Source organism: Streptomyces sp. NPDC029044 (assembly GCF_040637495.1).
GTDB lineage: Bacteria > Actinomycetota > Actinomycetes > Streptomycetales > Streptomycetaceae > Streptomyces.
In genome coordinates this window covers 15,554-40,202 of the sequence record NZ_JBEZWN010000022.1, presented here as the reverse complement: position 1 = coordinate 40,202, position 24,649 = coordinate 15,554, and the positions used below count along the sequence as shown (strand labels likewise).

24 protein-coding genes are annotated in these 24,649 nt (G+C 72.6%); 13 read left to right on the top strand and 11 right to left on the bottom strand.

Annotated features, from left to right (window positions below; translation table 11 throughout):
* Positions 1-52: 52 nt before the first annotated feature.
* The 6 genes from AB0E85_RS19515 to AB0E85_RS19490 all read right to left on the bottom strand — a co-directional run bounded on the left by AB0E85_RS19515 (position 53) and on the right by AB0E85_RS19490 (position 5,524).
* Positions 53-1,555 carry an ABC transporter substrate-binding protein gene (locus AB0E85_RS19515; RefSeq protein ID WP_361928529.1) on the bottom strand — a complete coding sequence of 501 codons (1,503 nt, stop codon included), beginning with the start codon at positions 1,553-1,555 and terminating at the stop codon, positions 53-55.
* A gap of 20 nt (positions 1,556-1,575) precedes the next feature.
* Positions 1,576-2,115, bottom strand: a complete 540-nt coding sequence (locus AB0E85_RS19510; RefSeq protein WP_361928527.1) for a GNAT family N-acetyltransferase — start codon at positions 2,113-2,115, stop codon at positions 1,576-1,578.
* 31 nt (positions 2,116-2,146) lie between these two features.
* The gene (locus AB0E85_RS19505; RefSeq protein WP_361928525.1) at positions 2,147-2,539 is read right to left on the bottom strand and encodes a nuclear transport factor 2 family protein; all 393 of its coding nucleotides are present in this window, start codon (positions 2,537-2,539) and stop codon (positions 2,147-2,149) included.
* Positions 2,540-2,583: 44 nt separating this feature from the next.
* Complete coding sequence (locus tag AB0E85_RS19500) at positions 2,584-3,381, bottom strand: VOC family protein (RefSeq protein ID WP_361928523.1); 798 nt, start codon at positions 3,379-3,381, stop codon at positions 2,584-2,586.
* Positions 3,382-3,491: 110 nt separating this feature from the next.
* Entirely contained in the window at positions 3,492-4,316 is an 825-nt protein-coding gene (locus AB0E85_RS19495; RefSeq protein WP_361928521.1) for an SDR family oxidoreductase, read from the bottom strand.
* Positions 4,317-4,384: 68 nt separating this feature from the next.
* Positions 4,385-5,524: a winged helix DNA-binding domain-containing protein gene (locus tag AB0E85_RS19490; protein WP_361928518.1), complete on the bottom strand. Its 1,140-nt coding sequence runs from the start codon at positions 5,522-5,524 to the stop codon at positions 4,385-4,387.
* A 143-nt stretch (positions 5,525-5,667) separates the two neighbouring features.
* Here AB0E85_RS19490 and AB0E85_RS19485 point away from each other — a divergent pair, with 143 nt between their 5' ends.
* Positions 5,668-6,321, top strand: a complete 654-nt coding sequence (locus tag AB0E85_RS19485) for a hypothetical protein (RefSeq protein WP_361928516.1) — start codon at positions 5,668-5,670, stop codon at positions 6,319-6,321.
* 215 nt (positions 6,322-6,536) lie between these two features.
* On the top strand, positions 6,537-7,148 hold the full coding sequence (locus AB0E85_RS19480) for a sigma-70 family RNA polymerase sigma factor (protein ID WP_361928513.1): 612 nt from the start codon (positions 6,537-6,539) through the stop codon (positions 7,146-7,148).
* 85 nt (positions 7,149-7,233) lie between these two features.
* Here the strand turns inward: AB0E85_RS19480 and AB0E85_RS19475 are convergent, their stop codons facing one another.
* From AB0E85_RS19475 to AB0E85_RS19460, 4 genes are all read right to left on the bottom strand, one after another.
* Positions 7,234-8,067 carry an alpha/beta fold hydrolase gene (locus AB0E85_RS19475; RefSeq protein ID WP_361928510.1) on the bottom strand — a complete coding sequence of 278 codons (834 nt, stop codon included), beginning with the start codon at positions 8,065-8,067 and terminating at the stop codon, positions 7,234-7,236.
* A gap of 5 nt (positions 8,068-8,072) precedes the next feature.
* Positions 8,073-9,455 carry an FAD-binding oxidoreductase gene (locus tag AB0E85_RS19470; protein ID WP_361928507.1) on the bottom strand — a complete coding sequence of 461 codons (1,383 nt, stop codon included), beginning with the start codon at positions 9,453-9,455 and terminating at the stop codon, positions 8,073-8,075.
* A gap of 523 nt (positions 9,456-9,978) precedes the next feature.
* Complete coding sequence (locus AB0E85_RS19465; RefSeq protein WP_361928505.1) at positions 9,979-11,265, bottom strand: cytochrome P450; 1,287 nt, start codon at positions 11,263-11,265, stop codon at positions 9,979-9,981.
* Between the two features lie 29 nt (positions 11,266-11,294).
* Positions 11,295-12,644 (bottom strand): glutamine synthetase family protein, encoded by a 1,350-nt coding sequence (locus tag AB0E85_RS19460; RefSeq protein WP_361928502.1) that lies wholly within the window; start codon positions 12,642-12,644, stop codon positions 11,295-11,297.
* Positions 12,645-12,978: 334 nt separating this feature from the next.
* On the opposite strand from AB0E85_RS19460, the gene AB0E85_RS19455 reads away from it, so the two are divergent.
* The 10 genes from AB0E85_RS19455 to AB0E85_RS19410 all read left to right on the top strand — a co-directional run bounded on the left by AB0E85_RS19455 (position 12,979) and on the right by AB0E85_RS19410 (position 23,009).
* Positions 12,979-13,167 (top strand): ferredoxin, encoded by a 189-nt coding sequence (locus AB0E85_RS19455; RefSeq protein ID WP_361928500.1) that lies wholly within the window; start codon positions 12,979-12,981, stop codon positions 13,165-13,167.
* Between the two features lies 1 nt (position 13,168).
* Positions 13,169-14,380, top strand: coding sequence for an FAD/NAD(P)-binding oxidoreductase (locus tag AB0E85_RS19450; RefSeq protein ID WP_361928497.1), 1,212 nt, complete (start codon positions 13,169-13,171; stop codon positions 14,378-14,380).
* Positions 14,377-15,189 carry an acetoacetate decarboxylase family protein gene (locus AB0E85_RS19445; protein ID WP_361928495.1) on the top strand — a complete coding sequence of 271 codons (813 nt, stop codon included), beginning with the start codon at positions 14,377-14,379 and terminating at the stop codon, positions 15,187-15,189. The genes AB0E85_RS19450 and AB0E85_RS19445 overlap by 4 nt, the downstream gene beginning before the upstream one ends.
* A gap of 96 nt (positions 15,190-15,285) precedes the next feature.
* On the top strand, positions 15,286-16,749 hold the full coding sequence (locus tag AB0E85_RS19440; protein WP_361928492.1) for an aldehyde dehydrogenase: 1,464 nt from the start codon (positions 15,286-15,288) through the stop codon (positions 16,747-16,749).
* On the top strand, positions 16,742-17,671 hold the full coding sequence (locus AB0E85_RS19435; RefSeq protein WP_361928490.1) for a 3,4-dihydroxyphenylacetate 2,3-dioxygenase: 930 nt from the start codon (positions 16,742-16,744) through the stop codon (positions 17,669-17,671). Before AB0E85_RS19440 ends, AB0E85_RS19435 begins: the two co-directional genes overlap by 8 nt.
* Positions 17,664-18,509 carry a fumarylacetoacetate hydrolase family protein gene (locus AB0E85_RS19430; RefSeq protein ID WP_361928487.1) on the top strand — a complete coding sequence of 282 codons (846 nt, stop codon included), beginning with the start codon at positions 17,664-17,666 and terminating at the stop codon, positions 18,507-18,509. The genes AB0E85_RS19435 and AB0E85_RS19430 overlap by 8 nt, the downstream gene beginning before the upstream one ends.
* A 55-nt stretch (positions 18,510-18,564) precedes the next feature.
* Positions 18,565-19,167, top strand: coding sequence for a TetR family transcriptional regulator (locus AB0E85_RS19425; RefSeq protein ID WP_361928484.1), 603 nt, complete (start codon positions 18,565-18,567; stop codon positions 19,165-19,167).
* A 141-nt stretch (positions 19,168-19,308) separates the two neighbouring features.
* Positions 19,309-20,769, top strand: a complete 1,461-nt coding sequence (locus AB0E85_RS19420; protein WP_361928481.1) for an APC family permease — start codon at positions 19,309-19,311, stop codon at positions 20,767-20,769.
* 57 nt (positions 20,770-20,826) lie between these two features.
* Entirely contained in the window at positions 20,827-22,317 is a 1,491-nt protein-coding gene (locus tag AB0E85_RS19415; RefSeq protein WP_361928478.1) for an aldehyde dehydrogenase, read from the top strand.
* Positions 22,314-23,009: a gamma-glutamyl-gamma-aminobutyrate hydrolase family protein gene (locus tag AB0E85_RS19410; protein ID WP_361928476.1), complete on the top strand. Its 696-nt coding sequence runs from the start codon at positions 22,314-22,316 to the stop codon at positions 23,007-23,009. Before AB0E85_RS19415 ends, AB0E85_RS19410 begins: the two co-directional genes overlap by 4 nt.
* A gap of 14 nt (positions 23,010-23,023) precedes the next feature.
* Here the strand turns inward: AB0E85_RS19410 and AB0E85_RS19405 are convergent, their stop codons facing one another.
* On the bottom strand, positions 23,024-23,596 hold the full coding sequence (locus AB0E85_RS19405; protein WP_298556123.1) for a MarR family transcriptional regulator: 573 nt from the start codon (positions 23,594-23,596) through the stop codon (positions 23,024-23,026).
* Between the two features lie 105 nt (positions 23,597-23,701).
* Here AB0E85_RS19405 and AB0E85_RS19400 point away from each other — a divergent pair, with 105 nt between their 5' ends.
* Positions 23,702-24,643, top strand: coding sequence for a TIGR03619 family F420-dependent LLM class oxidoreductase (locus AB0E85_RS19400; RefSeq protein WP_361928473.1), 942 nt, complete (start codon positions 23,702-23,704; stop codon positions 24,641-24,643).
* The last annotated feature ends 6 nt before the right edge of the window (positions 24,644-24,649 follow it).

The window sequence follows — 24,649 nt, the reverse complement described above, 5'->3', positions numbered from 1 at the left end:
AGGGCCCGCAGTGCGGCGGCCGCACCGTTCGTCGAGGGTGTCCGCGAGCTGTTCAGCGCCGGGTCCCCGTACCGATGAGGGTGCGCTCGTACGGATCGGGCAGCGCGCCCTGCACGTCCGTCGCGATGCCCGCGACCAGCTTCAGATGGACCAGCGGGATCACCGAGTCGGTGCCGAGGACGGCCGCCTCCGCCTTCATGGCGGCGTCCTGCCGCTCGGCGGTGCCGGACTCGGCCTGCGCGGCGGCGACCAGCTTGTCCACGTTCTTGTCGCACAGGAACGACAGGTTGTTGGAGCCGTCGCAGGTGTAGTCGCTCGCGAGGACGGTGACCGGGTCGCCGGTGTCCAGCATCATGTTGCGGGAGAAGACCGCCGCGTCGAACGCGCCGTCCAGCAGGTCGCCTTCGAGACGCGCGTACGTGCGGACCTCCAGCTTCACCTTGAACCCGGCCTTGCGCAGCTGCTGCTGGAGTACCTGGGCGGTTTCCGGCAGTTCGGGCCGGTCGCTGTAGGTGGCGAGGGTGATGTTCTCGCTGTCGGGGCGAGTCGCGCGCGCCCGCCCGGCCGGTTCGACGCGCTTGCCGGCCGCCCAGGTCAGGGCCGGACCGAACAGGCCCTGCGCGGGGACGGCGTATCCCTCGTAGGCGCCCTTGGCGATGACCGAGGTGTCGATCGCCTCGCGTGCGGCCGCCCGCAGGCCCGGGTCGGTGAAGGCGCCGGACCTGGTGTTGAGGTAAAGGCTGGTGTTGCGGGCGGTGTTGACCTCGTGGACGTCGTCCTGGTCGAGGGAGGCGAGCTGGGCGACGGGCAGGGACTCGGCGATGTCGACCTGGCCGGTGCGCAGGGCGTTGGCGCGGGCGGTGCCGTCGGAGACGAACCTGGCGGTGACGCCGGACGCCTGGGCCCGGCCGCCCCAGTAGTCGTCGAAACGGTCCAGCGTGGCGGCGGTGTCGCCTTCGGTGCTGGTGAGCGCGAAGGGGCCGGTGGCGGTGCCGACGACGTTCACCGTGCCCTTCTTGCCGTACGCCTTGGGTGAGAACACCGCGAGGGACGGGTTCGACAGCCGCAGGGGCAGGACGGGGTCGGATGCGGCGGTGGCGACCCGGACCCGGTCGTCGTCCTCGGCCGTGGCGGTCAGCTTCACACCGGAGAGCGCGGCCGGTGCCGGGTCGGCCTTCCCTGCGGCCGTGAGGGCGGCGGCGACGGCCTCGGCGGTGACGGCCTCGCCGTCCTGGAACTTCGCGTCCCGCAGCGTGAACACCCAGCTCCTGCCGCCGTTCTCGCTGCTCCACGACTCGGCCAGGGCCGGTACGGCCGTGCCGTTGGCGTCCAGCCTGGTCAGTCCCTCGGTGACACCGAGCCGGGACAGGAGCATCGCGTCCTGGCCGTACGGCGAGTAGTTCTCGGTCGGGGCGAAGGGGAGGGCCACGCGCAGGCGTGCCCCGCCTGCGGCTCCGTCGGCGGAGGCGGACGAGTCGTCACCGGAGGAGGCGAAACAGCCGGAGAGCAAGGGGAGCACGAGCAGCCCGGCTATGAGCCGGCGGGAGGTTCTCATAGTGTATATGAATACCATTTTCATCCAGTGAGCGGTATCTCGAAGTGCACCACCCCGTTGCCCCCGCCGGGCACTTCCTCCCGCTCGTCGCACACCGCCTTGCCCAGCGTCTTCCACAGGCCCAGCGCGCCGGGGGAGTGCGGGTACGTGTGCAGGTAAACGGACCGGTATCCGCCGTCGGCCCGGGCGAACTCCAGCAGCCCGTCCACGAGTTGCCGGGCCAGGCCGCGCCGCCGGTGCCCGGGGCGTACGTACACCCGCCGCAGCTGCGCCGTCTCTCCCGAGGGGAACCGCTCGGCCAGCCAGCGGGGGTTCGGCGGGTGTGCCGGGCCGCGTGAGTCCAGGGCCGCGGTGGCCGCCACCGTGCCGTCCCGCTCGTCCACGGCGACCAGGAGGGTGTGCCGGGGTGGCGTGACGTAGAACGGCACCGGATCGATGATGTCGGCGTGCCAGTGCGGCACGTAACCCGTGCCGAAGTCGCGGTAGACGGCGTCGAGCATCACCGCGCGGGCCCCGTCGACGTCGGCCGCTGTGGCCTCCCTGATGCGATACTCATGCATTTGCACATCATATGCAAGAGGACTGAGGGGTTCAGTCGGGGGCCGCCGGTGTGATGTGGCTCAGTACGCACAGCCAGCGGCCCTGCCGCCGCACGAACACGTCCGTCGTCCACTCGTCGGCGTCATGGCGCTCGCCCTGGTAGTGGGCCGTGTTCGTCACCCGCCCGGTGACGACGGCGGTGTCGCCGTAGACGCGGACCCGCGGATCGGTCCTGAGGTCCATCGCCGAGTGGGTGAGCGCACCGGACTCGACGAGGGAGAGGAACTTCTCCCTGGGATCGATCCCCGAATCGGACACGATGACCCACTCGTCCGCCATGAAGGCCGCGATCCGCGCGGGATCGTTGGAGACGATCGCCTCGGCCCAGCCCCTCGCCAGACGGGCGAGCTGACCTGTGTCTTCGGAATCGGGCTTCCGGTTCATGTCGCGACCGTGGCCGGGTCGGAGCGGTGTGCGGGGCGGCCGGTTCAGGTCACGGACGGCGTGAGCACCACGAAGTCGGCGCCGGCCGGGTCGAGGCAGACGGCGAGGCGGCCGACGCCCTCCATGTCCTCCGGGCCCATCTGCACGGTGCCGCCGTTCCCGGCGACCTCTGCCACCGCGGCGTCGCAGTCCTCGACGGCGAAGACGGGGTGCCAGTACGGCCGCCCGCCCGTCATGGCCAGGTCCTCCTTGCGGAGCTGCATCAGCCCGCCGTGCATCCGGTCCTCGGGGAGTCCGGAGGGGGTGATCAGGGTGTACGTGCCGGCGTCGCCCGGCAGCGGCATGTCGCTGAACTGCCAGCCGAAGAGGGTCCCGTAGAACTCCCGCGCACCCGCGGCATCGCTCGTGTACAGCTCGGTCCACGACAGGGAGCCCGGCTGGTCGACCAGTTCGAGACCCTTGTTCGTGCCGGGCTGCCAGACGGCGAACTGGCCGCCCAGCGGGTCGCTGTACTGCGCCATCCGGCCCCAGTCGTCGAGGTCCATCGGCGCGACCCGCACGGCGCCCCCCGCCTGTTGCACGGCCTGCGTCGTGGCGTCCGCGTCGGAGACGCAGTAGTAGAGCATCCAGGCCGACCGCGCGCCCTCCTCGGTGAGCTTGCCGAGCCCGGCGACGATCTTGCCGTCCTTCTTGAACATCCCGCCCTCGAAGTCCTCGCTCTCGCCCATGGACTCGTAGTCCCACCCGAGGACGGCACCGTAGAAGGCTGCGGCGGCCGGGACGTCCGGAGCGCCCAGGTCGAGCCAGCAGGGGGAACCGGGGACGTACTCCGTCGTGATCATGGCGATGCTTCCCTTCGGCGGGTCCTGTGTGCCCAGCGTGACACCGAGCACCGGTCGTCGCCCGTCGGCCGCTGTCCGTTCGGGGGACCCGCACGGATGCCGGGGCGGCCTCAGTGGACCGACAGTCCGCCGTCGACGAAGAGGGACTGGCCGGTGACGTAGGCGGACGCCGCGCTCGCCAGGAAGACCGCCGCGCCCGCGAAGTCGTCGGCGAGACCGTTGCGCCCGATCATCGTGCGGGCGGCGAGGGCGGCCACCTTCTCCGGGTCCGACGACAGCCGCGCGTTGAGCGGTGTCATGACGAAGCCCGGCACGAGGACGTTGCAGGTGACGCCGCGCGGCGACCACGCCTCGGCCTGGGAGCGGGCCAGCGCCTCCAGGGCGCCCTTGGAGGCACCGTAGGCGCCGCTCTGGACGAACGCGCGGTGCGCCTGCTGCGAACTGATGTGGATGATCCGCCCGTACCCGCGCTCCGCCATACCGGGGCCGAAGCGCTGCCCCAGCAGGAACGGCGCCTCCAGGTTGACGGCCATCGTCGCGTCCCAGACGTCCTCGCCGAGCTCGTCCATCGGGGGACGCAGGTTGATCCCGGCGCTGTTGACGAGGATGCCGGGCTCCCCGAAGGGCTCGACCGCCCGCTCGGCGGCCGTCCGCACGCCGTCGCGGGTGCTCAGGTCCGCACTGACCCACGCGGCGCGACAGCCCTCGGCCGTCAGTTCCCCGACCGTCGCCGTCAGCCCGGCCACGCCACGGGCCACGACCACCACGCTCGCCCCGGCGCGCGCGAGGGCACCGGTGATGGCGCGCCCGATGCCGGAACTGCCGCCCGTGACCACCGCGACCCGGCCCTCCAGGGAGAACAGCTCAGAGAGGTAGGGCTGGGCCGCCGGGTTCGCGGGAGTCGGCTCTGTCGTCGGAGTGGGCTGTGTCGTCATGGCGACCCACCTTAGGTCCCGCGCATACCCCTGAAGGGTAAACGGCTGGGATCATGGAACGCGACGTCTCAGCCCTTGAGCAGGCGCACCTGACCGTCGGGGAGTTTCGGCCACCAGTGGTGATAGCGGCGGTAGACCTCGGGATCGCGGCCGGCGAGCATCGCCGTCAGCGACGCGGCCTCCTCGGCGAGCCCGTCCCACGCGGCGCCCGGCAGGTCGTGGAACGCCGTGGCCTCGACGCCGCCGTCGACCGCGCGCCACACGCCGGCGACCCGGCCGTCGACCAGCAGCGTGGGCAGCACGTCGCCGTTCACCCGGATCACCAGACGGCGGTACGCCGGCGGAATCACGCGGCTGCGGTCGGCGTGGGCCAGCAGGACGCTGTCCCACATGGCCATGAGCCGGGGCGGTGCCGGGGTGTCCGCCGGCGGGCGTGGGGCGCCCGGTACGTCGTACAGGAGGGTTCCGTCGGGTCCCCGCAGCTGCTCCACCGTGTCGTCCAGGGCGAGCAGCGCACGCCGAACCGGTGCCCGGGGCACCATGGCGAACTGTGCGACGTCCGCCACCGAGGCGGGCCCGAAGCCCGCCAGACAGCGCAGAACCAGGTGGCGCAGCGCCTCCGCCACCGTCTCCCGCCCCTCGGGCACCGGACCGGTGCGCGCCGCGACGAACGACGACCGGGGGCCGAACGACCACGGCCCGCCGGTCGGGACGTGGAGCAGCGGCGCGTACGCCTTGAGCCCCCACCACGCCCCGGCCTTCTTCTCCTCACCGACCTGCTCCGCCAGCCAGTCCTGCACCTCGGCGGCCGTCCGGGGCCGGTCCGCGAAGTCCAGCAACCCCGGGGCGAGCGCCTCGCCGTCGGCCGGCGTGAGCCCCGCCGCGGCGAAGCGGTGCCCGAGCCGTGAGGCGTACAGCGTCTGCTGCATCGCCTCACGGAACACCCGGTGGTCGTCCGCGTGGACGGCGTGCAACGTGATCCGCATCAGGGTCGCCTTGACCACCGCGCGCTCCGTGAACGCGGCGTCCAGCTCGGCCGGCGCGAACCCGGCCAGCCGGTTCCACAGCGCCACGTACGGCGAAGCGGCGTGCTGCGCCTGGAGCGCCACCACCCGCCGCACCGCCTCCGCGGCCTCCATGACCTCCCGGCCCAGCAGCAACTGGCGTCCGAGAGTGGCCCGATTGAGCTCCTGCGCGGTGATGTCCACGCCGTGGATTCTGCCGCGGCCCCACCGGAGCCACCGGCTCCACGGCAGTGGCCTGGATCACATGGCTCGGATTGAGTGCCCGGCCGGGCGGATGTCCGTACTCCTGGGTGTCGGGGCGGGGCCGGATGCGAGGATGAGGCGCCATGACAGTCGGGTGGTGTGCTCGCGCGATACGGGCCGCGGTGTTCGCGGCCGTCTGTGTCGTGCTCGCCGCCCTGGGGCACGTCATGATGTCCGGCGACCACGTGCCGCTGTCTACGCTGCTGGCCGGCTGGGCTCTCACGAGCGCGGCGGGCTGGTGCCTCGCGGGCCGCGAGCGCGGACCGGGCCTGGTCGTCGCCGTCGCCGTGGCCGTCCAGACGGCGCTGCACTCGGCGTTCTCCCTCGGCCCGCCGGCCCCGTCCGCATCGGGGGCCCACTCCATGGACATGCCGGCCATGGGCCACGGCGGGGGATCCATGAGCCACGACATGAGTGCGGGCGCGATGGAGGCCATGTCCCCGCACGCCGGGCACGTCCCCGGCGGTGACTCGTCGTTCGGCATGGTCGCCGCCCACCTCCTGGCCGCGCTGCTGTGCGGCCTGTGGCTGGGCCACGGGGAACGGGCCGTCTTCCGGCTGCTGCGTGCCGTGGGCAGCCGGCTCGCCGCACCCCTGCGGCTGCTGTTCGCCCCGCCCGTACCGCCGCCCCCGCCCGTGCGCCGGCGGCGACGGCCGCCGAACCGCTCGCCGCGCCGCCTCCTGCTCGTTCACGCGATCACCACCCGGGGACCGCCCGCGGGGGCCGCTGCCGCCTGACGGCAGCCGGTGCCGGCCGGGGCAGCCCCTGCGCGCCCCGGTGGCGGCCGTACCTCCGTGCCGGCGCGCACCGGGGGAGGTCACTCTCCCCGGCGCGCGGTACGGACACGCCCGCGCCCCCCCGCTCACCGGACCGCGCCTGCACGCGCGCACGTCTGACCTCACGGCCTGCCTGCTCGCGTCCTCGCGGTCCCGGACCCCGACAAGGACCTCAGGTGATCACTCCTGCCCTGCCCTTTCCGTACGAGAGAACGGCGTCGGCCGACGCGTCGATAACCGCCTGGGCGCTGGCCGCCCGCGGCGGCGACTCCGCGGCCGTGGAGCACTTCGTGCGCGCCCTGCACCGGGACGTCGTCCGGTACGTCGCCCATCTGTGCGCCGACCCGCAGGCGGTGGACGACCTGACGCAGGACACGTTCCTGCGGGCGCTCGGCAGCCTGCACCGGTTCGAGGGCCGTTCCTCGGCGCGGACCTGGCTGCTGGCGATCGCCCGGCGCGCGGTGGCCGACAGCATCCGGTACACCGCCGTACGCCCCCGCCCGGCCGACCTGCCGGACTGGGAGCCGGCGGCCGAACTCGCCCAGCCGCGTGGCCTGCCCGGTTTCGACGACGGCGTGGCGCTGCTGGAGCTGCTGGCCGGGCTGCCGGACGAACGCCGCGAGGCGTTCGTCCTCACACAGCTGCTCGGCCTGCCCTACGCGGAGGCCGCCGCGCTGAGCAACTGCCCGGTCGGCACGGTCCGTTCCCGCGTCGCGCGGGCCCGGGCCACACTCCTCGCCCTGCTCGCCGCCGCGGAGGAACCGCAACCCGCTCTCGCCGCGGCCTGACACCCGTCGAGGAGCACATGGTGCCCGCCGCCTGCGCCCGGCGGGCACCGGCCGGTGAAACGGACGCGCAGGCCGGTCGGAAGCGTCAGCGGTGCCGGACGGCTCTCCCGTCGGCCCGCGCCTCCACCTCCCTCCAGAAGGCGCCGACCCGCGCGTTGAACACCTCCGGCACCTCCTGGAACGGCTGATGCGCCTCCCCGGGCAGCACCTCGAACACGGCGCCCGGGATGCCGTCCGCGACCGCACGGCCGAGGCGCGGCGGAGTGGCGAGGTCGAGTTCACCGGCGAGCACCAGGGTCGGGACGCTGATGCCGCCGAGGCGGTCGAGGGTGTCGTGGCCGGCGAACGCCGCGAGCTGGCGCTGGAACGCCTCGGCGGACTGCGGATGCTCGAAGGTCAGCGTCTCGTCGATGAAGCGGTCGACCATGCCGTCGGCGTGGGCGCGCGGGGTGTAGACCCACAGGAAGAACGCTTCCAGCATGGCCCGTTCGTCCGGAGCGCGTTCGGCCATCCAGTTCCAGAAGCGCGTCATGGTGCGGAAGTAGGGATCGGGACGGGCCATCGTGCTCATGAGGACGAGGCTGCGCACCGGGCCGGGGTGGCGCAGGGCCAGTTCCTGGGCGATGAAACTGCCGCCCGAGAAGCCCGTGATGTGCGCCGCCGGGATGTCGAGCGAGCGCAGCAGTGCCGCGGCGTCGTCGGCCATCTGCGCCACGGAGAGCGGGCCGTCGGGCAGCGGGCTGCGGCCCGCGCCCCGGTTGTCGAACGCGGTGAGCCGGTAGCGGTCCGCGAACCCGTCGAGCTGTGGCCGCCACGCCTCGGCGGGGTCCCCGAGCCCCGCCACGAGCAGGACGTCGGGTCCCTCGCCCCGCTGCTCCACCCAGAGTTGCACGCCGTCGGCGTCGACCATCCCGCCCATGGCCGTCACCCTCTCGCCGGTTCGATGTTCTGGTTGGCGTGGAAGAGATTGTCCGGGTCGTAGGTCCGCTTGACCCGGGCGAGCCGGTCGTAGTGGCCGCGGTACGTCGCCCGGACCCGCTCCTGGCCCTCGCCCGAGCCCATGAAGTTCACGTACGAGCCGCCCATCGAGTACGGGTGCAGCTCCTCCTGGTAGCCCACGCACCATCGCCTGATCGTCTCGGCGTTGGCCGGGTCGGGGTCGACGCCGGCGAAGACACCGGACCAGAGGGCGTCCCGGTAGCTCCACGCGGTGTCGTCCGGGCCGACCCGGTGGGCGGCGCCGTCGATCGGGTAGAGGTGCATCAGCGAGAGCGGTGTGGGGTTGTTCCGGCCGTAGGCGAGGTGCACGTCCAGGGCGGCGTCGGGGATGCTGTCGAAGAAGTCGCCCCGCCAGTACCACTGGTAGCCCGTCGGGATCAGCTCGTCGAACATGCCCTGGAGCGCGTCGTACGGCATCGGCGTCGTGAAGTGGAAGGCCGGCCGGCCCGCGTCGTTCACCACCGACAGGGTCTCGGCGGCCCCGTCCGGGTCGCCCGTGCAGCACCACACGATGCCGCACACCTTCCGCCCGTGGAGCTCCTCCGGGAAGGTCGGGCCGGGCGGGACGACGAGGACGGCGAAGAAGCCGTAGACGTCCTCGGGGGCCTGCGGGAGGAACTCGCGGTACCACGCCAGCACTTCGCGCGTGCTCTCGACCGGCCACACCGTCACCCCGGCTCCGACCGTGCCCACCGGGTGCAGGCGGTAGGTGAGGGAGGTCGCGATGCCGAAGTTGCCGCCGCCGCCCCGCAGCGCCCAGAACAGGTCCGGGTGCTCGGTCTCGCTCGCGGTGACGAAGCTGCCGTCGGCGAGCACCACGTCGGCGGAGATCAGGTTGTCCACGGTCAGCCCGTACTTGCGGGTGAGGTAGCCGTGGCCGCCGCCGAGGGTCAGACCTCCCACGCCCGTCATGGAGATGATGCCCGTGGGGGTGGCGAGCCCAAAGGCCTGCGTGGCGTGGTCGAGGTCGCCGAGGTGGCTGCCGCCGCCGACCTCGGCGGTGCGCGCCTCCGGGTCGACCCGCACCCAGCGCATCGGCGAGAGATCGACCGTGACGCCGTCATCCACCAGGCACAGGCCGGGGCCGCTGTGCCCGCCGCCGCGCACGGCGAGTTCCAGGCCGTGGTCGCGGACATAGGTGACAGCGGCCATCACGTCGGCGGCGTCCGCGCAGGGCACGAGGGCGGCGGGCCGTTTGTCGATCATCGCGTTGTAGATCTTGCGAGCCTGGTCGTACCCGGCGTCCCGCGGGCCGATCACCGGCCCCCGCAGCGTGGTCCGCATGTCTTCCAGGGTGGCGGTGTCCATGGCGATCTCCTCGGGCCGCGTGACCGTGCCGACACCACCAGCCTCCCGCCGACCGCGGCACGACGCATGTCCGCAGCGCTCGCTGCCGGACTGTGCGAAGAAAAAGGGGGGCGGTCGCGCGCTGCCGGAGCAGGAGGACGAGGTGCGGCCCACCGCGCAGCTGCGCCCGGCCGGGGGGTGCGGCGGATGACCGCGCTCCTTCCCGGCGTGACCTTCGAACACGCCCGAGCACGCATCGTCCCGGTGGCCGGCCGGTGTGCCGGATCCGGTCTCGACGTGACGATCGAGTGGCACGGCGGATGGCCGGACGAACCGGCGCGGGCCACTCCGGATCGCCCCCGTACGACGGGGTCCGGATCGCCTTCCTCGGCGATCGGGCCCAGCGGGGCCGCTGGGCCGAGGAGCGCACCGTCTCCGTGCACGTGACCGAGTTCGGCGACCCGCCCCCCCCGCCCGGAAACCCGCCGCGCACATCGGCGGCGAGGTCCTGGGCGAGCCGCAACTCGGCCGGTGATCGCGGGCGTCAGGCCGGGGTGACCTCCACCGGGAGCTTCTTGATGCCGTTGACGAAGTTGGAGCGCACGCGCGGCACCTCGCCGGTCAGGCGGATGTCCGCCAGGCGCGGGATCAGCTCCTCGAACATGATGCGGATCTCGGTGCGCGCGAGGAGGTTGCCCAGGCACAGGTGCGGGCTGCCCTTGCCGAAGGTGACGTGGTCGTTGTCGCGGCGCGCGACGTCGAAGTCGTAGGGGTTGCCGAAGACCTCCTCGTCGCGGTTGCCGGAGGCGAACCACATCACCACCTTGTCGCCCTCCCTCACCCGCTTGCCGCCCAGCTCGACATCGCGCGTGGCGGTGCGGCGGAAGTGGTAGACGGGGGAGGCCCAGCGCAGGAACTCCTCGACCGCGACCGGGATCAGCGATGGATCCTCCTGGAGGCGGGCCAGCTGCTCGGGGTGCTGGAGGAGGGCCAGCATCGAGTGGGAGATGGTGTGCCGGGTCGTCTCGTTGCCGGCGACGACCAGCAGCAGGAAGTAGTTGTCGAAGTCCTGCGGGGAGAGCGGGACGCCGTCGCGGGGCGTGGTGTTGACCAGGCGCGAGACCAGGTCGGTTCCCTCACCGCCCCGCCTCTGCCGGGCCAGCTCGCGGCCGTACTCGAAGACCTCCAGCGAGGCGGGGGAGCGGAAGGGCAGGTCGCGGTAGCGCTCGCTCTCCTCGCTGTGCAGCAGGACGTCCGCGTAGTCGGGGTCGGTGTGGCCGATGATGCGGTTGCCCCAGTCGATGAGCTTCCGGTTGTCCTCCGGGGGCACGTCCAGCAGCCGGGCGAGCACGTTGATGGGGAAGTCCGCCGAGACGTCCTCGACGAAGTCGAAGCGGCCCTTGGCCAGGGCGGCGTCGAGGGTCCTCGCGGTCAGCCCGCGCAGGAAGTCGGTGTACCCGCTGATCACGTTCGCGCCGAACTGCCGCTGGATGACGCTGCGCAGCGCCCGGTGCCGTACCCCGTCCAGTTCCAGGATCGAGGCGCGCTTGTTGATCTGGTCGTCGTCGACCTCCTCCAGGTTGACGAACCTCGTCGACGTGAAGGTCTCCGCGTCCCGGTCCACCCGCACGATGTCCTCGTGCCGGGTCACCGCCCAGAAACCGGAGTTGGGGGCCTCCTCGGGCTGCCAGTGCACCGGGTCCTCGTGGCGCAGGGTGTGGAACATCCGCCACGGCGTCACACCGTCGGTGAAGCGGTCCAGGTCGGAGAGGTCCACCTCGGCCAGGGGCAGCGGCTCGCGCACGGCGTCGGTCGGGGTCTCGGTCGTCATCGGCTTGCTCCTCGGCGGCACAGGGGGCGTCACAGGTGGTAGGCGTACTCGGTGAACTCCCAGTCCGTCACGTGCCGGTGGAAGCGTTCGACCTCGTCGCGCTTGTAGGAGAGGAAGGACGTGGTGAAGCCCTTGCCGAGCAGCCCGGTCAGGGCGGTGTCCGCCTCCAGCGCGTCCAGCGCGGCGGACAGGGTCTTCGGCAGGACGGCCGAGCGGGCGGTGTCGTAGCCGTAGCCCTCCAGCGGGGCGGGCGGCTCCTCGCCGGCCAGCACGCCCAGCAGGGCGGCGGCCGTCGTCGCGGCGATCGCCAGATAGGGGTTGGCGCCGGCGTCGCCGAGGCGCAGTTCGAGCCGGGCCCCGCTGCCCCGCTCGGGCGGGATGCGCACCATGGCGCTGCGGTTGTCCAGCCCCCAGTCGATCAGCCACGGCGCGAGGGTGTCCGGGCCGAAGCGTTTGTACGAGTTGACCGTGGGGTTGAGCAGCGCGGCGAGGGCCGGTGCGTGGGCGAGGACTCCGGCGACGGCGTGCCGGGCGGTGGCGGACAGTCCGTACGCGCCCGACGGGTCGTCGAAGGTGTTGTGGCCGTCCTCGTCGTCGCAGGACAGGTGAAGGTGGAAGCCGGAGCCGCCGGCGTCGTTGAAGGGCTTGGCCATGAAGGTGGCCAGCCGGCCCTCCTTCCGCGCCAGTTCCTTGATCGCGGCCTTGAAGCGGAACGAGCGGTCGGCGGCCGACACGGCGTCCGAGTGGACCAGGTTGATCTCGATCTGGCCGCCGTCGAACTCGTGGTTGCCGCTGATCGCCCCAACCCTCAGATCACGCACGTGACGCAGGGTGCGCAGCAGGTGGTTGTCCGGGTCGGCGCGCAGACCGGCGGTGTAGACGACCCCGGGGGCGGGTGCGTAGCGGCGCCAGCCGCCGGACCCGTCGGGCTCGCACAGGAAGTACTCCAGCTCGGGTCCGACCACCGGCCGCAGTCCGTGCTCGGCGCACCGGGCGAGGACGGACCGCAGCAGATCACGGGGCGACTCGGGTGCGGGCGCGCCGGTCGCCGGGTCGACGACCTCGCCCAGACAGGCGGCCACCCCCGGCTCCCAGGGCAGCGGCACCAGCGTGTCGAGGTCCGGCCGGACGCAGATGTCCGGCAGCCCCGCGTCCAGCCCGCCGCCGACCGGGACCACGTCCCCCTGCGGGCTGGTGTGGTAGACGGCCCGGCAGAACGCCAGGCCGTGCTCACAGGCCCGGGGCAGCTCTTCGAGCAGCACGTCGCGCGCCCGGTCGGTGCCGATCAGGTCGGGATAGGTCACCCGGACCACGTCGATGCCGTCGGCGGCGAGCCGGTCCATGTGGCGGCGGACTTCTTCGGAATCGTGAGCGCTCACCGTTGTCTCCTCGGGCGGACGTCGGGACACCTCCGGGACACGGGGCCGGGGAGGCGGGTGGCGTGAGAGCGAGCGTCCGGGCGCGGCGGGGCCATGACCGCCCAGGGCTGTTTGACGCCAAACGGTAAGCGTGGACGAGGGGCCCCGCAAGAGGCTCGGGACAAGAATTTATCCATCCGGATAGCTCTTGACCGCACCTCTGCCCCTGCCTACCTTGTTTGAAGCCAAACGAGTTCGGGGCGCTTTCCACGCACCCCGTTGGCCGGGGCCCGGCCCTTCCGGCCGGGCCCCCTTCCCCACCGCTTCGACGCCCTCACATTCAGGAGGACCGGCCATGAAGGTCGTCGTCGACATGACCAAGTGCCAGGACCACGGTCAGTGCGTCTTCTCGGCACCCGACGTCTTCCGGATGGACGACGACGGCCGCCTCGCCTACGTCCCCGACCCCGACGACGCCCTGCGCGACGAGGTCGAGGAGGCGGCGGACGTCTGCCCGCTCCAGGCCATCCGGATCGAGGACTGACATGAGCGGGCGCATGATCGTCGCCGGCGCCTCCCTCGGCGGCCTGCGGGCCGCGGAGCAGCTGCGCGCCGCGGGCTGGACCGGCGGCATCACCGTGATCGGCGACGAGCCGCACCCGCCGTACAACCGGCCCCCGCTGTCCAAGGAGGTCCTCGCGGGCAAGGCGTCCTTCGACTCCCTGGCCTTCACGCCGAAGGCCTCCGCTACGGACGTGGAGTGGCGGCTCAGCACGAGGATCGTCTCCGCCCGGCTCGCCGACCGGAGAGTCGAACTCGACGACGGCGCGGTCCTCGCCTACGACGGTCTGGTCGTCGCCACCGGGATGCGGCCCCGCCGGCTGCGCTGCCCCGGGCCGGTCGCCGGCCGCCACACGGTCCGGACCATCGACGACGCCCAGGTGCTGCGGGGCGAGCTGACCCGGCCCGGGGTACGGGTCGTCGTGGTCGGCGCCGGGTTCATCGGCTGCGAGGTCGCCGCCACGGCCGTCGGGCTCGGTGCGGCCGAGGTGACCGTGGTCGATCCGCTGCCCCTGCCCATGGTCGGGCCGCTCGGGGAGCTGCTCGCGCGGGAACTGCGCGCACGGCACGAGCAGCGCGGGGTCCGCTTCGTGCTCGGTGCGGGCGTGGCCGGGTTCGAGGGCGGCGACCGTGTCACCGGGGTCGTGCTGAGCGACGGGTCCGTGCTGCCCGCCGGCGTCGTGGTGGAGTCCGTGGGATCGGTCGCCAACACCGAGTGGCTCGACGGCAACGGACTCGACCTGATCGACGGTGTGCTCACCGACGAGCACCTGCGCGTCGGCGGCCGGCCCGACGTCGTCGCAGTGGGCGATGTCGCCCGCTTTCCCAACGCCCGCTACGACGGAGTGCCGCGCCGGGTCGAGCACTGGTCCGTGCCGGCCGACTCGGCCAAGCACGCGGCGAAGGTCCTCGTCGGCGGTGACACCGGCCTGCCGCCCTTCGCGCCGCTGCCCACCTTCTGGAGCGACCAGCACGACTTCCGGTTGCAGTCCTTCGGGGCGCCCGGTCTGGGGCTCGGCGACGTCCGGGTGCTCGACGGCGACCTCGCGGGGGACGTGCTGGTCGGCTACCACCGCGACGGACGGCTGGTCGGTGTCGTGGCGCTCGGCGGACCCTCGGCGGCCCGGGCTGCCGCCCGGTACCGCGCCGAACTGCTGAAGCAGCCCGCCCTCATCCCGCAAGGAGCCCTCTCGTGACCGGTCTTCGTGGTTACTTCCATCCCAAGACAGCGACGGGCGCGTCGTCGCTGGTCCCCGCTCCACCCTGGCGGTACTCCGGTGACCTGCTCACCGTCGAGTACCGGACGGATCCCTCACGCGTGCGCGAACTGCTCCCCGAACCATTGGAGTTGGCGGACGACGATCCGGGGGCCGTCGCCCTGATCTGGGCCGACTGGCAGTCGTGCTCGGCCTCTGGGGAGGAACTGCTGGATCCCGTGCGGGCGCAGTACAAGGAGGCGTTCGCGGTGGTGCGGTGCCGGTTCCGGGGGCGGACGTACTCGCGCTGTGTCTACATCTGGGTGGACAAGGACTTCGCGATCGCGCGGGGGCTGCACCAGGGGTATCCGAAGAAGCTCGGCTCCATCCACCAGACGCGGCCGCATCCGTACGGGCCCGCTCCGCGGATCGAGGCGGGGGCGCGGTTCGGGGCGACCCTGGCGGCTGCGGACCGGCGTCTCGCGCAGGCCGTGGTGACGCTGCGGGAGCCGTCCGACAGCGGCGGCTTCGTCAACGCGCATCCCATGGCGCACCACCGGTGGCTGCCGTCGATCGAGAAGGGCAAGGGGCTCGCTCTCGATGAGCTGGTCGAGTCCGGGGCCGCGTCCTTCGAGGGTGGTCAGGCGTGGGTGGGCGATGCGGAGCTGGAGCTGTTCGAGGCGCCTACGGAGGAGCTGGCGCGGCTGGAGATCAGGGAGCCGATCGCTGCGTACTACCGGCAGGTCGGGGTGGTTTGGGACGGGGGGCGGCTGCTGGAGAGTGGTACGTCCGGAGCGGGTGCCGAGTAGTGCCGGTGGTCGGGTGCGGGTTCGTCGTGGTTGTTCGCGCAGTTCCCCGCGCCCCTGAGGACATGCAGTAGCCCCTCATTGAATGGAACTCTTCCTATGTCTGACAACATCACCGTCGCCGGCGTGTCCGTCGACACCCGGCACTGGATCGGGGGGCGTCGCGTCGCCTCCGCCGGGACCTTCACCGATCACTCTCCCCTCGACGGAAGTGCCCTCGGCGAGATCGCCCGGGGCGGGCCCGCCGAGGCCGAAGTGGCTGTCGCCGCCGCGCGGGACGCTTTTCCCGCCTGGGCCGCCACCCCCCGCGCCGAACGCGCCCGCATCCTGCACGCCATCGCCGACGGTGTCGAGAAGCGGATCGAAGAGCTGGCGATCGTCGAGACCACGGACAACGGCGCTCTGCTCCGGTCCCACCGGCGGGGGGTCATGCCCCGCGTCGCCCACAACTTCCGGTTCTTCGCCGACCGGCTGCTCCGCCTCGACCACGAGGACTTCGAGACGCGCGGGCACACCAACCACGTCAGCTGGGACCCCGCCGGGCCCTGCGTGCTGATCACGCCGTGGAACGCGCCCCTGATGCTGGCCACCTGGAAGGTCGCCCCCGCCCTCGCCGCCGGCGACACCGTCGTCCTCAAGCCCGCCGAGTGGTCGCCGCTGACCGCCTCCCTGCTGGCCGACATCGCCGCGGAGGCCGGACTGCCCGCCGGTGTCCTCAACGTCGTCCAGGGGTACGGCGCCGAGATCGGCGACGCCCTGACCTCCCACCCCGACGTGCGCCGCATCAGCTTCACCGGGTCGGTGCCGACGGCCCGGCGGATCGCCGCCTCCGCAGCTGTGAACCTCACGCCCCTGAGTCTCGAACTCGGCGGCAAGTCACCGTTGCTGGTCTTCGCCGACGCCGACCTCGACCTGGCCGTCGACCTCGCCGTGGAGCAGTACGACAACGCCGGACAGGTCTGCCTCGCGGGCACCCGGCTGCTGGTCGAGGAGCCGGTCGCCGAGGAGTTCACCCGCCGGTTCGTCGCGAAGGCCACGGCCCTGAGGCAGGGCGACCCGCGTGACGAGGGAACCGACGTCGGGCCCACCATCCACCCGCGCCAGCTGGAGAAGATCGACGGTTTCGTGCAGCGGGCCCTCGCGGCCGGGGCACGGGCGGTCATCGGCGGGCACCGCAAGGACGGGCAGTACTACGCGCCGACCCTGCTCACCGACGTCGCCCAGGACTCGGAGATCGTGCAGGAGGAGGTCTTCGGACCGGTCCTGACCCTCCAGACCTTCACCGGCGAGGACGAGGCCGTACGGCTCGCCAACGACACCCGGTTCGGGCTGGCCGCCACCGTCGCGACCGGCGACCGGGAGCGTGCCGAACGGGTCACCGCGCGGCTCGTGGCCGGCACGGTCTGGGTCAACTGCTTCTTCGTGCGCGACCTCCAGGCACCCTTCGGCGGCTCCCGGCAGTCCGGGGTCGGCCGCGAGGGCGGGACCTGGAGCTTCGACTTCTACTGCGACCTGAAGAACACCGTCACCGCCCCGGAGGGATGGGACCAGGACCATGGGTGAGATCGTCGGGGCCGGGCTGCTCGCCCACGTGCCCACCATCGTGCTGCCCGAGGCGGACCGGCTGGAGCTCAACGAGGGCAAGGAGATCACCCTCGTCACCGGGCTGCGGGACCTGCGCAGGGACGTCTTCGAGAGGGATGCCGCCGACGATTACGACACCGTCGTCGTCCTGGACTCGCACTGGGCCACCACCGTCGAGTTCGTCGTGACCGCGCAGGCGCGCAGGGCCGGGCTCTTCACCTCCGAGGAACTGCCGCGCGGCATGTGCAGGATGCCGTACGACTTCCCCGGCGACCCCGAACTCGCCCACAACGTGGCCGCGTTCGCCGACAAGCACGGCACCTGGATCACCCCGATCGACGACGAGTACCTGCCGATCTACTACGCCACCCTCAACCTCTGGAAGTACCTGGGGGAGGGGCTGCCCGACAAGCGGTGGATCACCATCGGTGTCTGCCAGACCGGCGACATGGAGGACCATCTGCGGCTCGGGCGGGCGCTTGCCGACGGGATCGCCGCGACGCCCGGCCGCCGGGTGCTGCTCATCGCCTCCGGCGCCCTCTCGCACACCTTCTGGCCGCTGCGCGAACTGCGCGACCACGAGGCCAGCGACCCCGTCCACATCCGCACGCCCGAGGCCCGCGCGGCGGACTACGAGCGCATCGCGTGGCTCAAGGAGGGCCGCCACGACAAGGTCCTCGGCACGATGGACGAGTTCTGGAAGTTCAAGCCCGAGGCGAAGTTCTTCCACTACCTGATGATGGCCGGCGCGCTCGGCGAGCAGGCCTGTGTCGCCAAGGCCCGCCAGTACGGCGCGTACGAGAACTCCGTCGGCACCGGCCAGGCCCACCTCTGGTTCGACCGCCCCGCCGGCGGCTGGACCGCCGACCACACCCCCGCGCAGGAGTCCGCCCATGCCTGAGTACCGCCGCATCCTCCTCGACGGCGCCGCCGTCCAGGTCACCGTCGACGGAGACGAACTCGTCGCCGGGGACGGCCGCCGCGTCAAGACCGAGGACGCCCGGCACCTGCCGCCCGCGGTGCCGTCCAAGATCATCGCCGTTCACCTCAACCACCGCAGCCGGGTGGACGAGTTCGGTATCGGGCTTCCCGGCACCCCCACCTACTTCCACAAGCCGACCTCCGCCCTCAACTCCCACCAGGGCGCCGTCGTCCGGCCCGAGGGCTGCAAGTGGCTCAACTACGAGGGCGAGGTCGCCATCGTCATCGGCAGAACCGCGCGGAACATCTCCCCGGCCGAGGCGGGGGAGTACATCGCCGGGTACACGATCGCCAACGACTTCGGCCTGCACGACTTCCGCGACACCGACGCCGGGTCCATGCTCCGGGTGAAGGGCTCCGACACCCTCTGCCCGCTCGGACCCGGCCTGGTCACCGACTGGGACTTCCACGGCAAGCGGCTGCGGACGTACGTCAACGGAGAGGTGGTGCAGGACGGATCGACCGACGAGATGACCTGGGACATGCACTACCTCGTCGCCGACATCGCCCGCACGATCACCCTGTACCCCGGGGACGTCCTGCTGTCCGGCACCCCGGCCAACTCGCGGCCCGTCCGGCCGGGCGACGTCGTGGAGGTGGAGGTCGAGGGACTGGGGCGGCTCACCAACCACATCGTGACCGGGCCGACCGCCGTCCGCACGGACGTGGGCGCCCAGCCCACGGAGTCGGAGGAGGTGCTGTCGACCGCGCTCGGCGGTGACTGGGAGTTCCGTGGCATCCGGCCCCCGCGCCGCTGACGCGGGGCCCGGCCGTCCCGACGCAGAGCGCGAGTGCCCCGGTAGGGTCACGGGCATGACCGAGCCCGCCGGGCGCCGCCCCCGCAAGCGCGTGAACTACGGCACGGGCCGTGAGGCCCTGCTGGAGGCCGCCGTGCGGGTCGTGGCCCGGGGCGGGCTGCGCAGGCTCACCTACCGGGCCGTCGCCGAGGAGGCCGGGGTCACCCACGGCCTCGTCGTGCACCACTTCGGCTCCCGCGACGCCCTGATCGAGGAGGCCGTGGCCCACGCCATCCGCTCCTCCCTGAGCAGCAGCGCCCTCGAACCGGGGACCGGCAGGGTCGACGACTTCTCGGTCGGTCTCACCGACATGGTGGAGGCCGGTCCGGACCTCCAGGCGTTCCAGTACGAGCTGCTGCTGGAGGCCCGGCGCCGGCCCGAGCTCCTGGCCCACCTGCGGTCGCTGTACGACGAGTACTTCGACGCGACCCGGCGTGAGCTGACCCAGATGCTGCCCGGCCCGGTCGGCCAGGGCCTGTCCCGGATGGTGTTCGCCACCCTGGAGGGACTGGTCCTGCACCAGCTGGTCTTCGGTGAGCGCGAGGTCATCGACGAGGCCCTGGACGAGCTGCGCTCGGTGCTGCGCCTGCTCGCCGAGCGGCGCCACGACGAGGCCTGACCCGTACCGGCCGCCGCACGCCCCCCCCCCGCGCTGGAATTCCTCGTCCCTCACCCCTTGCCAAACGGATAGTTCAGCCTCACGATGAGGCAACTCGTTTGGCCTGAAACGATCCTTCCTTCCCTCTGGCAGGTGATCCGAGTGGACAGTCAGACGGTCTCCCGGCATGCGACGGGACCGGACGCGCCCACCGCAGGCACGCTCAAGCCCAACGCCCTCGGCGTCCTGGGCATCCTCTTCTTCGTCCTGTCCGCCCAGGCCCCGCTGACCGGCATCGCCGGTGCGGCCCCCATCGCCGTGGCCCTCGGCAACGGCCCCGGCGTGCCCGCCGCCTACCTGGTGGCGGGCCTGGTGATCCTGCTGTTCTCGGTGGGCTTCGTCGCCATGGGGCGCCACGTGGTGGACGCGGGCGCCTTCTACACCTACATCGGCAAGGGTCTGGGCCGCACCACCGGCACGGGCAGTGCGGGCCTCGCGCTCTTCGCCTACTGCACCATCCAGGCCGCCATGTACGGCCTCTACGGTGCCATCGTGAGCGGCCTGGTCGCGACCCACACCGGCCTCGATCTGCCGTGGTGGGTCTGGACGCTGGCCACGATGGCCGTGGTGCAGGCACTCGGCGCGGCCGGCGTCGAGATGGGCGCCAAGGTCCTCGCCGTGTTCGTCCTCGCGGAGTTCAGCATCCTGTCGGTCTTCGCCCTGGTCACCCTCTTCAAGGGCGGCGGACCCGAGGGGCTCGGCCTCGCCGACAGCTTCTCCCCGTCGGCGGCCCTGGACGGCGCCCCGGGCGTGGCCGTGATGTTCGCCGTGGCCTCCATGTTCGGCTTCGAGGCCACCGCCATCTACGGCGAGGAGGCCCGAGAGCCCAGGAAGACCGTGCCGCGGGCGACGTACCTCGCGGTCGCCGTGGTCACGGGCTTCTTCGCCCTGGTCTCCTGGATGCTCATCTCCTCCTACGGTGCATCCAAGGCCACCGCTGCCGCGGGCAAGGCCCTGGAGGGCGGCGACGGGGCCGGGTTCGTCTTCGCGCCGATCGCGGCGGACTTCGGCGGCTGGGTGGGCGACGTGCTGCCGGTCCTGCTCGCCACGTCCCTGTTCGCCGGCATCCTCACCTTCCACAACTCGGCCAACCGCTACCTGTTCTCCCTCGGCCGCGACCGGCTGCTGCCGCTGCGGCTGTGCCGCCTCAACCGCCGTCACGCGCCCTGGACCGCCGGATGCGTCCAGACGGTCCTGGCCGTCCTCCTGGTCGTGCCGTTCGCCCTGGCGGGCAAGGACCCGGTGCTGACGCTGTTCTCCTGGTTCAGCGGGGTCGCCGTCCTGGCGATGATGCTGCTGTACCTGCTGACCTCGGTGTCCGTCGTCGTCTTCTTCCGTCGCACCCGTCTGGACACCCGCCCGTGGAACACGCTGATCGCTCCCGCCCTGGGCGCGCTCGGCATCGCGGGGGCGATCTGGCTCATCCTGGCCAACTTCACCACCCTCATCGGCGGCGAACGCAGCACCGCCCTGTGGCTCACGCTGTCCGTCCCGGTCGTCATGGCGCTGAGCCTGCTCGCCGCACGGGTGCGGGGCCGGACCGTGGCGGCCGCCGACGGCTGACGCGCCGTCGTCCGCGGACAGTCGTATCCATATCGTTTGACACCAAAGGAGGTCCTCATGCCGGCCGTCCCCCACGACGAGTGGCTGCGCCGCGCCAAGGCGTTCCAGCTCTCCGGTGGCCATCACATCGACGGCGCCGAGGAGGCCGGGGCAGGGGCGGTGTTCCCGGTCGTGTCCCCGCGGGACGGCCGGGTCCTCGCCGAGGTCGCGGACGGCGGTCCGGCCGAGGTCGACGCGGCCGTCGCCGCCGCCCGGCGCGCCTTCGACACCGGGCCGTGGCCGCGTCTGGCACCCGCCGAGCGCGGCCGGGCCCTGCTCCGCCTCGCCGATCTGCTCGAAGAGCGGCGCGAGGAACTCGCCCTCACGGTCAGCCTGGAGATGGGCAAACCGATCTCGGACGCGTACGGCATCGAGCTGCGCGCCGTCATCGGCACCTTCCGCTGGTACGGGCAGCTCGCGGACAAGCTCACCGACGAGTCCCCGCACACCGCCCCGGACGCCCTCGCCCTGGTCACCCGGGAACCCGCCGGGGTGGTCGGGGCGGTGGTCCCCTGGAACTTCCCGCTGACCCTGGCCGGCTGGAAGATCGCCCCGGCCTTGGCAGCAGGCTGCACGGTCGTCCTCAAGCCCTCGGAGCACTCCCCCCTCTCCGCCCTGCTCCTCGCACGCCTCGCCACGGAGGCCGGCATCCCGCCCGGCGTCCTCAACGTGGTCACCGGCGACGGCCCCACCGCGGGCCGCACCCTGGGCCTCCACCCGGACGTCGACGTCCTGGCGTTCACCGGCTCCACCGCCGTCGGCCGCCACTTCCTGCGCTACGCCGCCGACTCCAACCTCAAGCGCGTCTGGCTGGAACTCGGCGGCAAGTCGCCCAACATCGTCCTGCCCGACGCCCCCGACCTCGACCGGGCCGCCGCCACCGCCGCCTGGGGCATCTTCTTCAACCAGGGCGAGATGTGCACGGCACCCTCCCGGCTCCTCGTCCACTCCTCGGTCGCCGAGCGGGTCACCGAGGCCGTGGTCCGGCGGGCCCGTGAACTGAGGGTGGGCGAACCCCTCGACCCGGAGACGGAGATGGGCGCCCTCGTCGGCCGGGCGCACCTGGACCGCGTGACCGGCCACATCCGCCAGGGCCTCGACGAGGGAGCCAGGCTGCGGACCGGCGGCGACCGCGTCCTCGCCGAGACGGGCGGGACGTTCCTGGAGCCGACCGTCTTCGACCGCGTGGACCCGGGGTCGCGCCTGGCGCGGGAGGAGATCTTCGGTCCCGTCCTTTCGGTGTTCGCCTTCGACGACCTCGACGAGGCGGTCCGGCTGGCCAACGCCACCGAGTACGGCCTCGCCGCCGGCCTGTGGACCTCCGACCTGTCCACCGCCCACCGGGTCTCGCGGGCCCTGAAGGCCGGCACGGTCTGGGTCAACTGCTACGAGGAGGGCGACCTGACCGTGCCCTTCGGCGGGATGAAACAGTCGGGCAACGGCCGCGACAAGTCCGCCCACGCGCTGGAGAAGTACACCGAGCTCAAGACCACCTGGATCCAGCTGTGACCCGGCCCCTGATAGCGATCCCCGCCCGCTTCTCGGCCATCACCTCCGCGCTCCGGTACGCCGTCGAGGTCAACGCCCGCGCCCTGGTCGAGGCCGTCTGGCGGGCCGGCGGTGAACCGGCGGGCATCCATCCGGCCGAGACGGGCACCGCCGCCCGGCTCGCCCGCTTCGACGGTGTCCTGCTCCCCGGCGGCGGCGACCTCGCCCCGTCCCGCTACGGCGCCGGCCACGCCCATGACACCGTCTACGACGTCGACACCCTCCAGGACACCTTCGACCTCGACGTCGCCCGGCACGCCCTGGAGTCGGGACTGCCGCTGCTCGCCGTCTGCCGCGGCCTCCAGGTCGTCAACGTCGCCCTCGGCGGCACCCTGGAGCAGGACATGGGCGGCCCCGGGCGGGAGCACCGGCACCTGGTGCACCCCGTCGTCCTGGAACCCGGCTCGCTCGTCGCCCGGGCCGCGGGCGCCGAGAAGACCGACGCCTCCTGTTACCACCATCAGCGCGTCGACCGGCTGGGCGGGGACCTGCGGGTCACGGCCCGGGCCGCCGACGGCACGATCGAGGCCCTCGAACTCCCGGGCGCCGACGGCTGGTTCACGGCCGTCCAGTGGCACCCGGAGGACACCGCCCACGAGGACCCCACCCAGCAGGGGCTGTTCGACGCGCTGGTGCGGGCCGCGACCCGGTGAGGCCGCGAAGCCCCCTAGGCCCGGGGCCGCCGCCCGCTGCGCCGCGGGGCGGGCTCGGCGCCGCCCAGCAGGGACTGCCGCCGCTCCTCGCCGTGCTCCTCCACCTGGAGCACCACGCTGCGCAGCCCCTCGGCGAGGCGGCGGCACTCGGCGTCGCTGAGCCCGGCGGTGACGAAGGCCTCCTCCTCGTTGAACGCCGGGAACACCCGCGCCATGAACTCCTCGCCCTGCGGGGTGAGGCTCAGCAGCACCAGGCGCCCGTCGCTCGGATGACCGTCCCGCCGCAGCAGGCCCCGGGACTCCAGCGTGCGCACCACGCCCGTCAGCGTGCCCTTGGAGATGCCCGCCTCCTCCGCCACGTGCCGGGTCTCCGACTCGCCCCACACCCAGACCACCCACAGCACCACGAAGGCCGTCCAGGTCAGGTCCGAGCCGCGCAGCACCGAGTTCTCCAGGTGCTGACGCACCGCGGACGCGGCCCGGTAGATGTTCGCCACCGCCGCCATCTGCTCCCGGCGGATCGCGATGCCGCCGAGCTTCGCCGCGGCGAGCTTCTCGGCTTCGGTGATGGATCGGTGCCCCGGCACGGGCGGCTCCTTCGTCTGGTCGCGACGTCTCACGCACGGGCGGCCCGTCCCGGGCCGTCCGGTCGTTCGGACTCAAATTGTACGAAGTCGAAAGGGAAACGCGTCATGCCCAGCCCTCCCCGCATGCTCCTCGTCCTCAGTGAGAACTGGACCCTCACCGGCGGCCGGGCCGATCTGCCCGCCGCCGTCCGCTGGGCCCGCGAGGCCGAGGACGCCGGCTTCGACGCCGTCATGGTCAGCGAGCACATCGTCCTCGGCCCCGACGCGTCGGCCGCCGGCGTCATGGGCAACCCCCGCGACTACGCCCTCCCCGGCAACCAGGACCCCCACACCCCCTGGCCCAACTCCCTGCTGCTGCTCGCCGCCATCGCCTCCGTCACCTCCCGGCTGCGCCTGGCCGCCGCGGCCGTCCTCGCCCCGCTGCGCCACCCCCTGCTGCTCGCCCGCGAACTCGGCACCCTCGACCTGATCAGCGAGGGCCGCCTCGTCGTGCAGCCGACGGTCAGCTGGAGCAAGGACGAGTACGACGCCCTCGGGGTGCCCTTCACCCGGCGCGGACGGCTCCTCGACGAGCACCTGGAGATCTGGGCGAAGGCCTGGGGGCCGTCCCCGATCTCCCACGACGGGCCGCACTACCCCTTCCGGGACGTGTACTTCGAACCCAAGGCCCACCGGCCCGACGGCCCCCGTCTCTGGTTCGGCGGCCAGCGCCTGCACGGCCCGGTCCTGCGCCGCCTCGTCCGGTACGGCCACGGCTTCCACCCGCTCGGCCGGCCCACGCCCGAGGACCTCCAAGGGCTCAAGGAGGCGATGTCGGAGGCCGGGCGGGACGCCGCCGACCTGGAGATGATCGGAGGTACGCAGGCCGTCTTCCCCGACGACCGCTCACCGGCGGACCTCGGCGCGGCGCTGTCCGTGATCCCGGAGCAGCTGGAGCAGGGCTTCACGACCTTCTGCGTCAAGCCGAACCAGTTCATCGACGACCCCAACGGCGTGGAAGAGTTCTGCCACGAGGTCATGCGGCGCGTCGAGGCGCTGACGTCCTGACCGCCC

Coding starts and splice junctions, on each gene's coding strand:
- AB0E85_RS19470 (WP_361928507.1), bottom strand. CDS start 9,455: ATGGACACCGCCACCCTGGAAGACATGCGGACCACGCTGCGGGGGCCG.
- AB0E85_RS19495 (WP_361928521.1), bottom strand. CDS start 4,316: ATGACGACACAGCCCACTCCGACGACAGAGCCGACTCCCGCGAACCCG.
- AB0E85_RS19515 (WP_361928529.1), bottom strand. CDS start 1,555: ATGAGAACCTCCCGCCGGCTCATAGCCGGGCTGCTCGTGCTCCCCTTG.
- AB0E85_RS19435 (WP_361928490.1), top strand. CDS start 16,742: ATGGGTGAGATCGTCGGGGCCGGGCTGCTCGCCCACGTGCCCACCATC.
- AB0E85_RS19510 (WP_361928527.1), bottom strand. CDS start 2,115: ATGCATGAGTATCGCATCAGGGAGGCCACAGCGGCCGACGTCGACGGG.
- AB0E85_RS19475 (WP_361928510.1), bottom strand. CDS start 8,067: ATGGGCGGGATGGTCGACGCCGACGGCGTGCAACTCTGGGTGGAGCAG.
- AB0E85_RS19430 (WP_361928487.1), top strand. CDS start 17,664: ATGCCTGAGTACCGCCGCATCCTCCTCGACGGCGCCGCCGTCCAGGTC.
- AB0E85_RS19455 (WP_361928500.1), top strand. CDS start 12,979: ATGAAGGTCGTCGTCGACATGACCAAGTGCCAGGACCACGGTCAGTGC.
- AB0E85_RS19425 (WP_361928484.1), top strand. CDS start 18,565: ATGACCGAGCCCGCCGGGCGCCGCCCCCGCAAGCGCGTGAACTACGGC.
- AB0E85_RS19465 (WP_361928505.1), bottom strand. CDS start 11,265: ATGACGACCGAGACCCCGACCGACGCCGTGCGCGAGCCGCTGCCCCTG.
- AB0E85_RS19450 (WP_361928497.1), top strand. CDS start 13,169: ATGAGCGGGCGCATGATCGTCGCCGGCGCCTCCCTCGGCGGCCTGCGG.
- AB0E85_RS19505 (WP_361928525.1), bottom strand. CDS start 2,539: ATGAACCGGAAGCCCGATTCCGAAGACACAGGTCAGCTCGCCCGTCTG.
- AB0E85_RS19485 (WP_361928516.1), top strand. CDS start 5,668: ATGACAGTCGGGTGGTGTGCTCGCGCGATACGGGCCGCGGTGTTCGCG.
- AB0E85_RS19415 (WP_361928478.1), top strand. CDS start 20,827: ATGCCGGCCGTCCCCCACGACGAGTGGCTGCGCCGCGCCAAGGCGTTC.
- AB0E85_RS19500 (WP_361928523.1), bottom strand. CDS start 3,381: ATGATCACGACGGAGTACGTCCCCGGTTCCCCCTGCTGGCTCGACCTG.
- AB0E85_RS19440 (WP_361928492.1), top strand. CDS start 15,286: ATGTCTGACAACATCACCGTCGCCGGCGTGTCCGTCGACACCCGGCAC.
- AB0E85_RS19400 (WP_361928473.1), top strand. CDS start 23,702: ATGCCCAGCCCTCCCCGCATGCTCCTCGTCCTCAGTGAGAACTGGACC.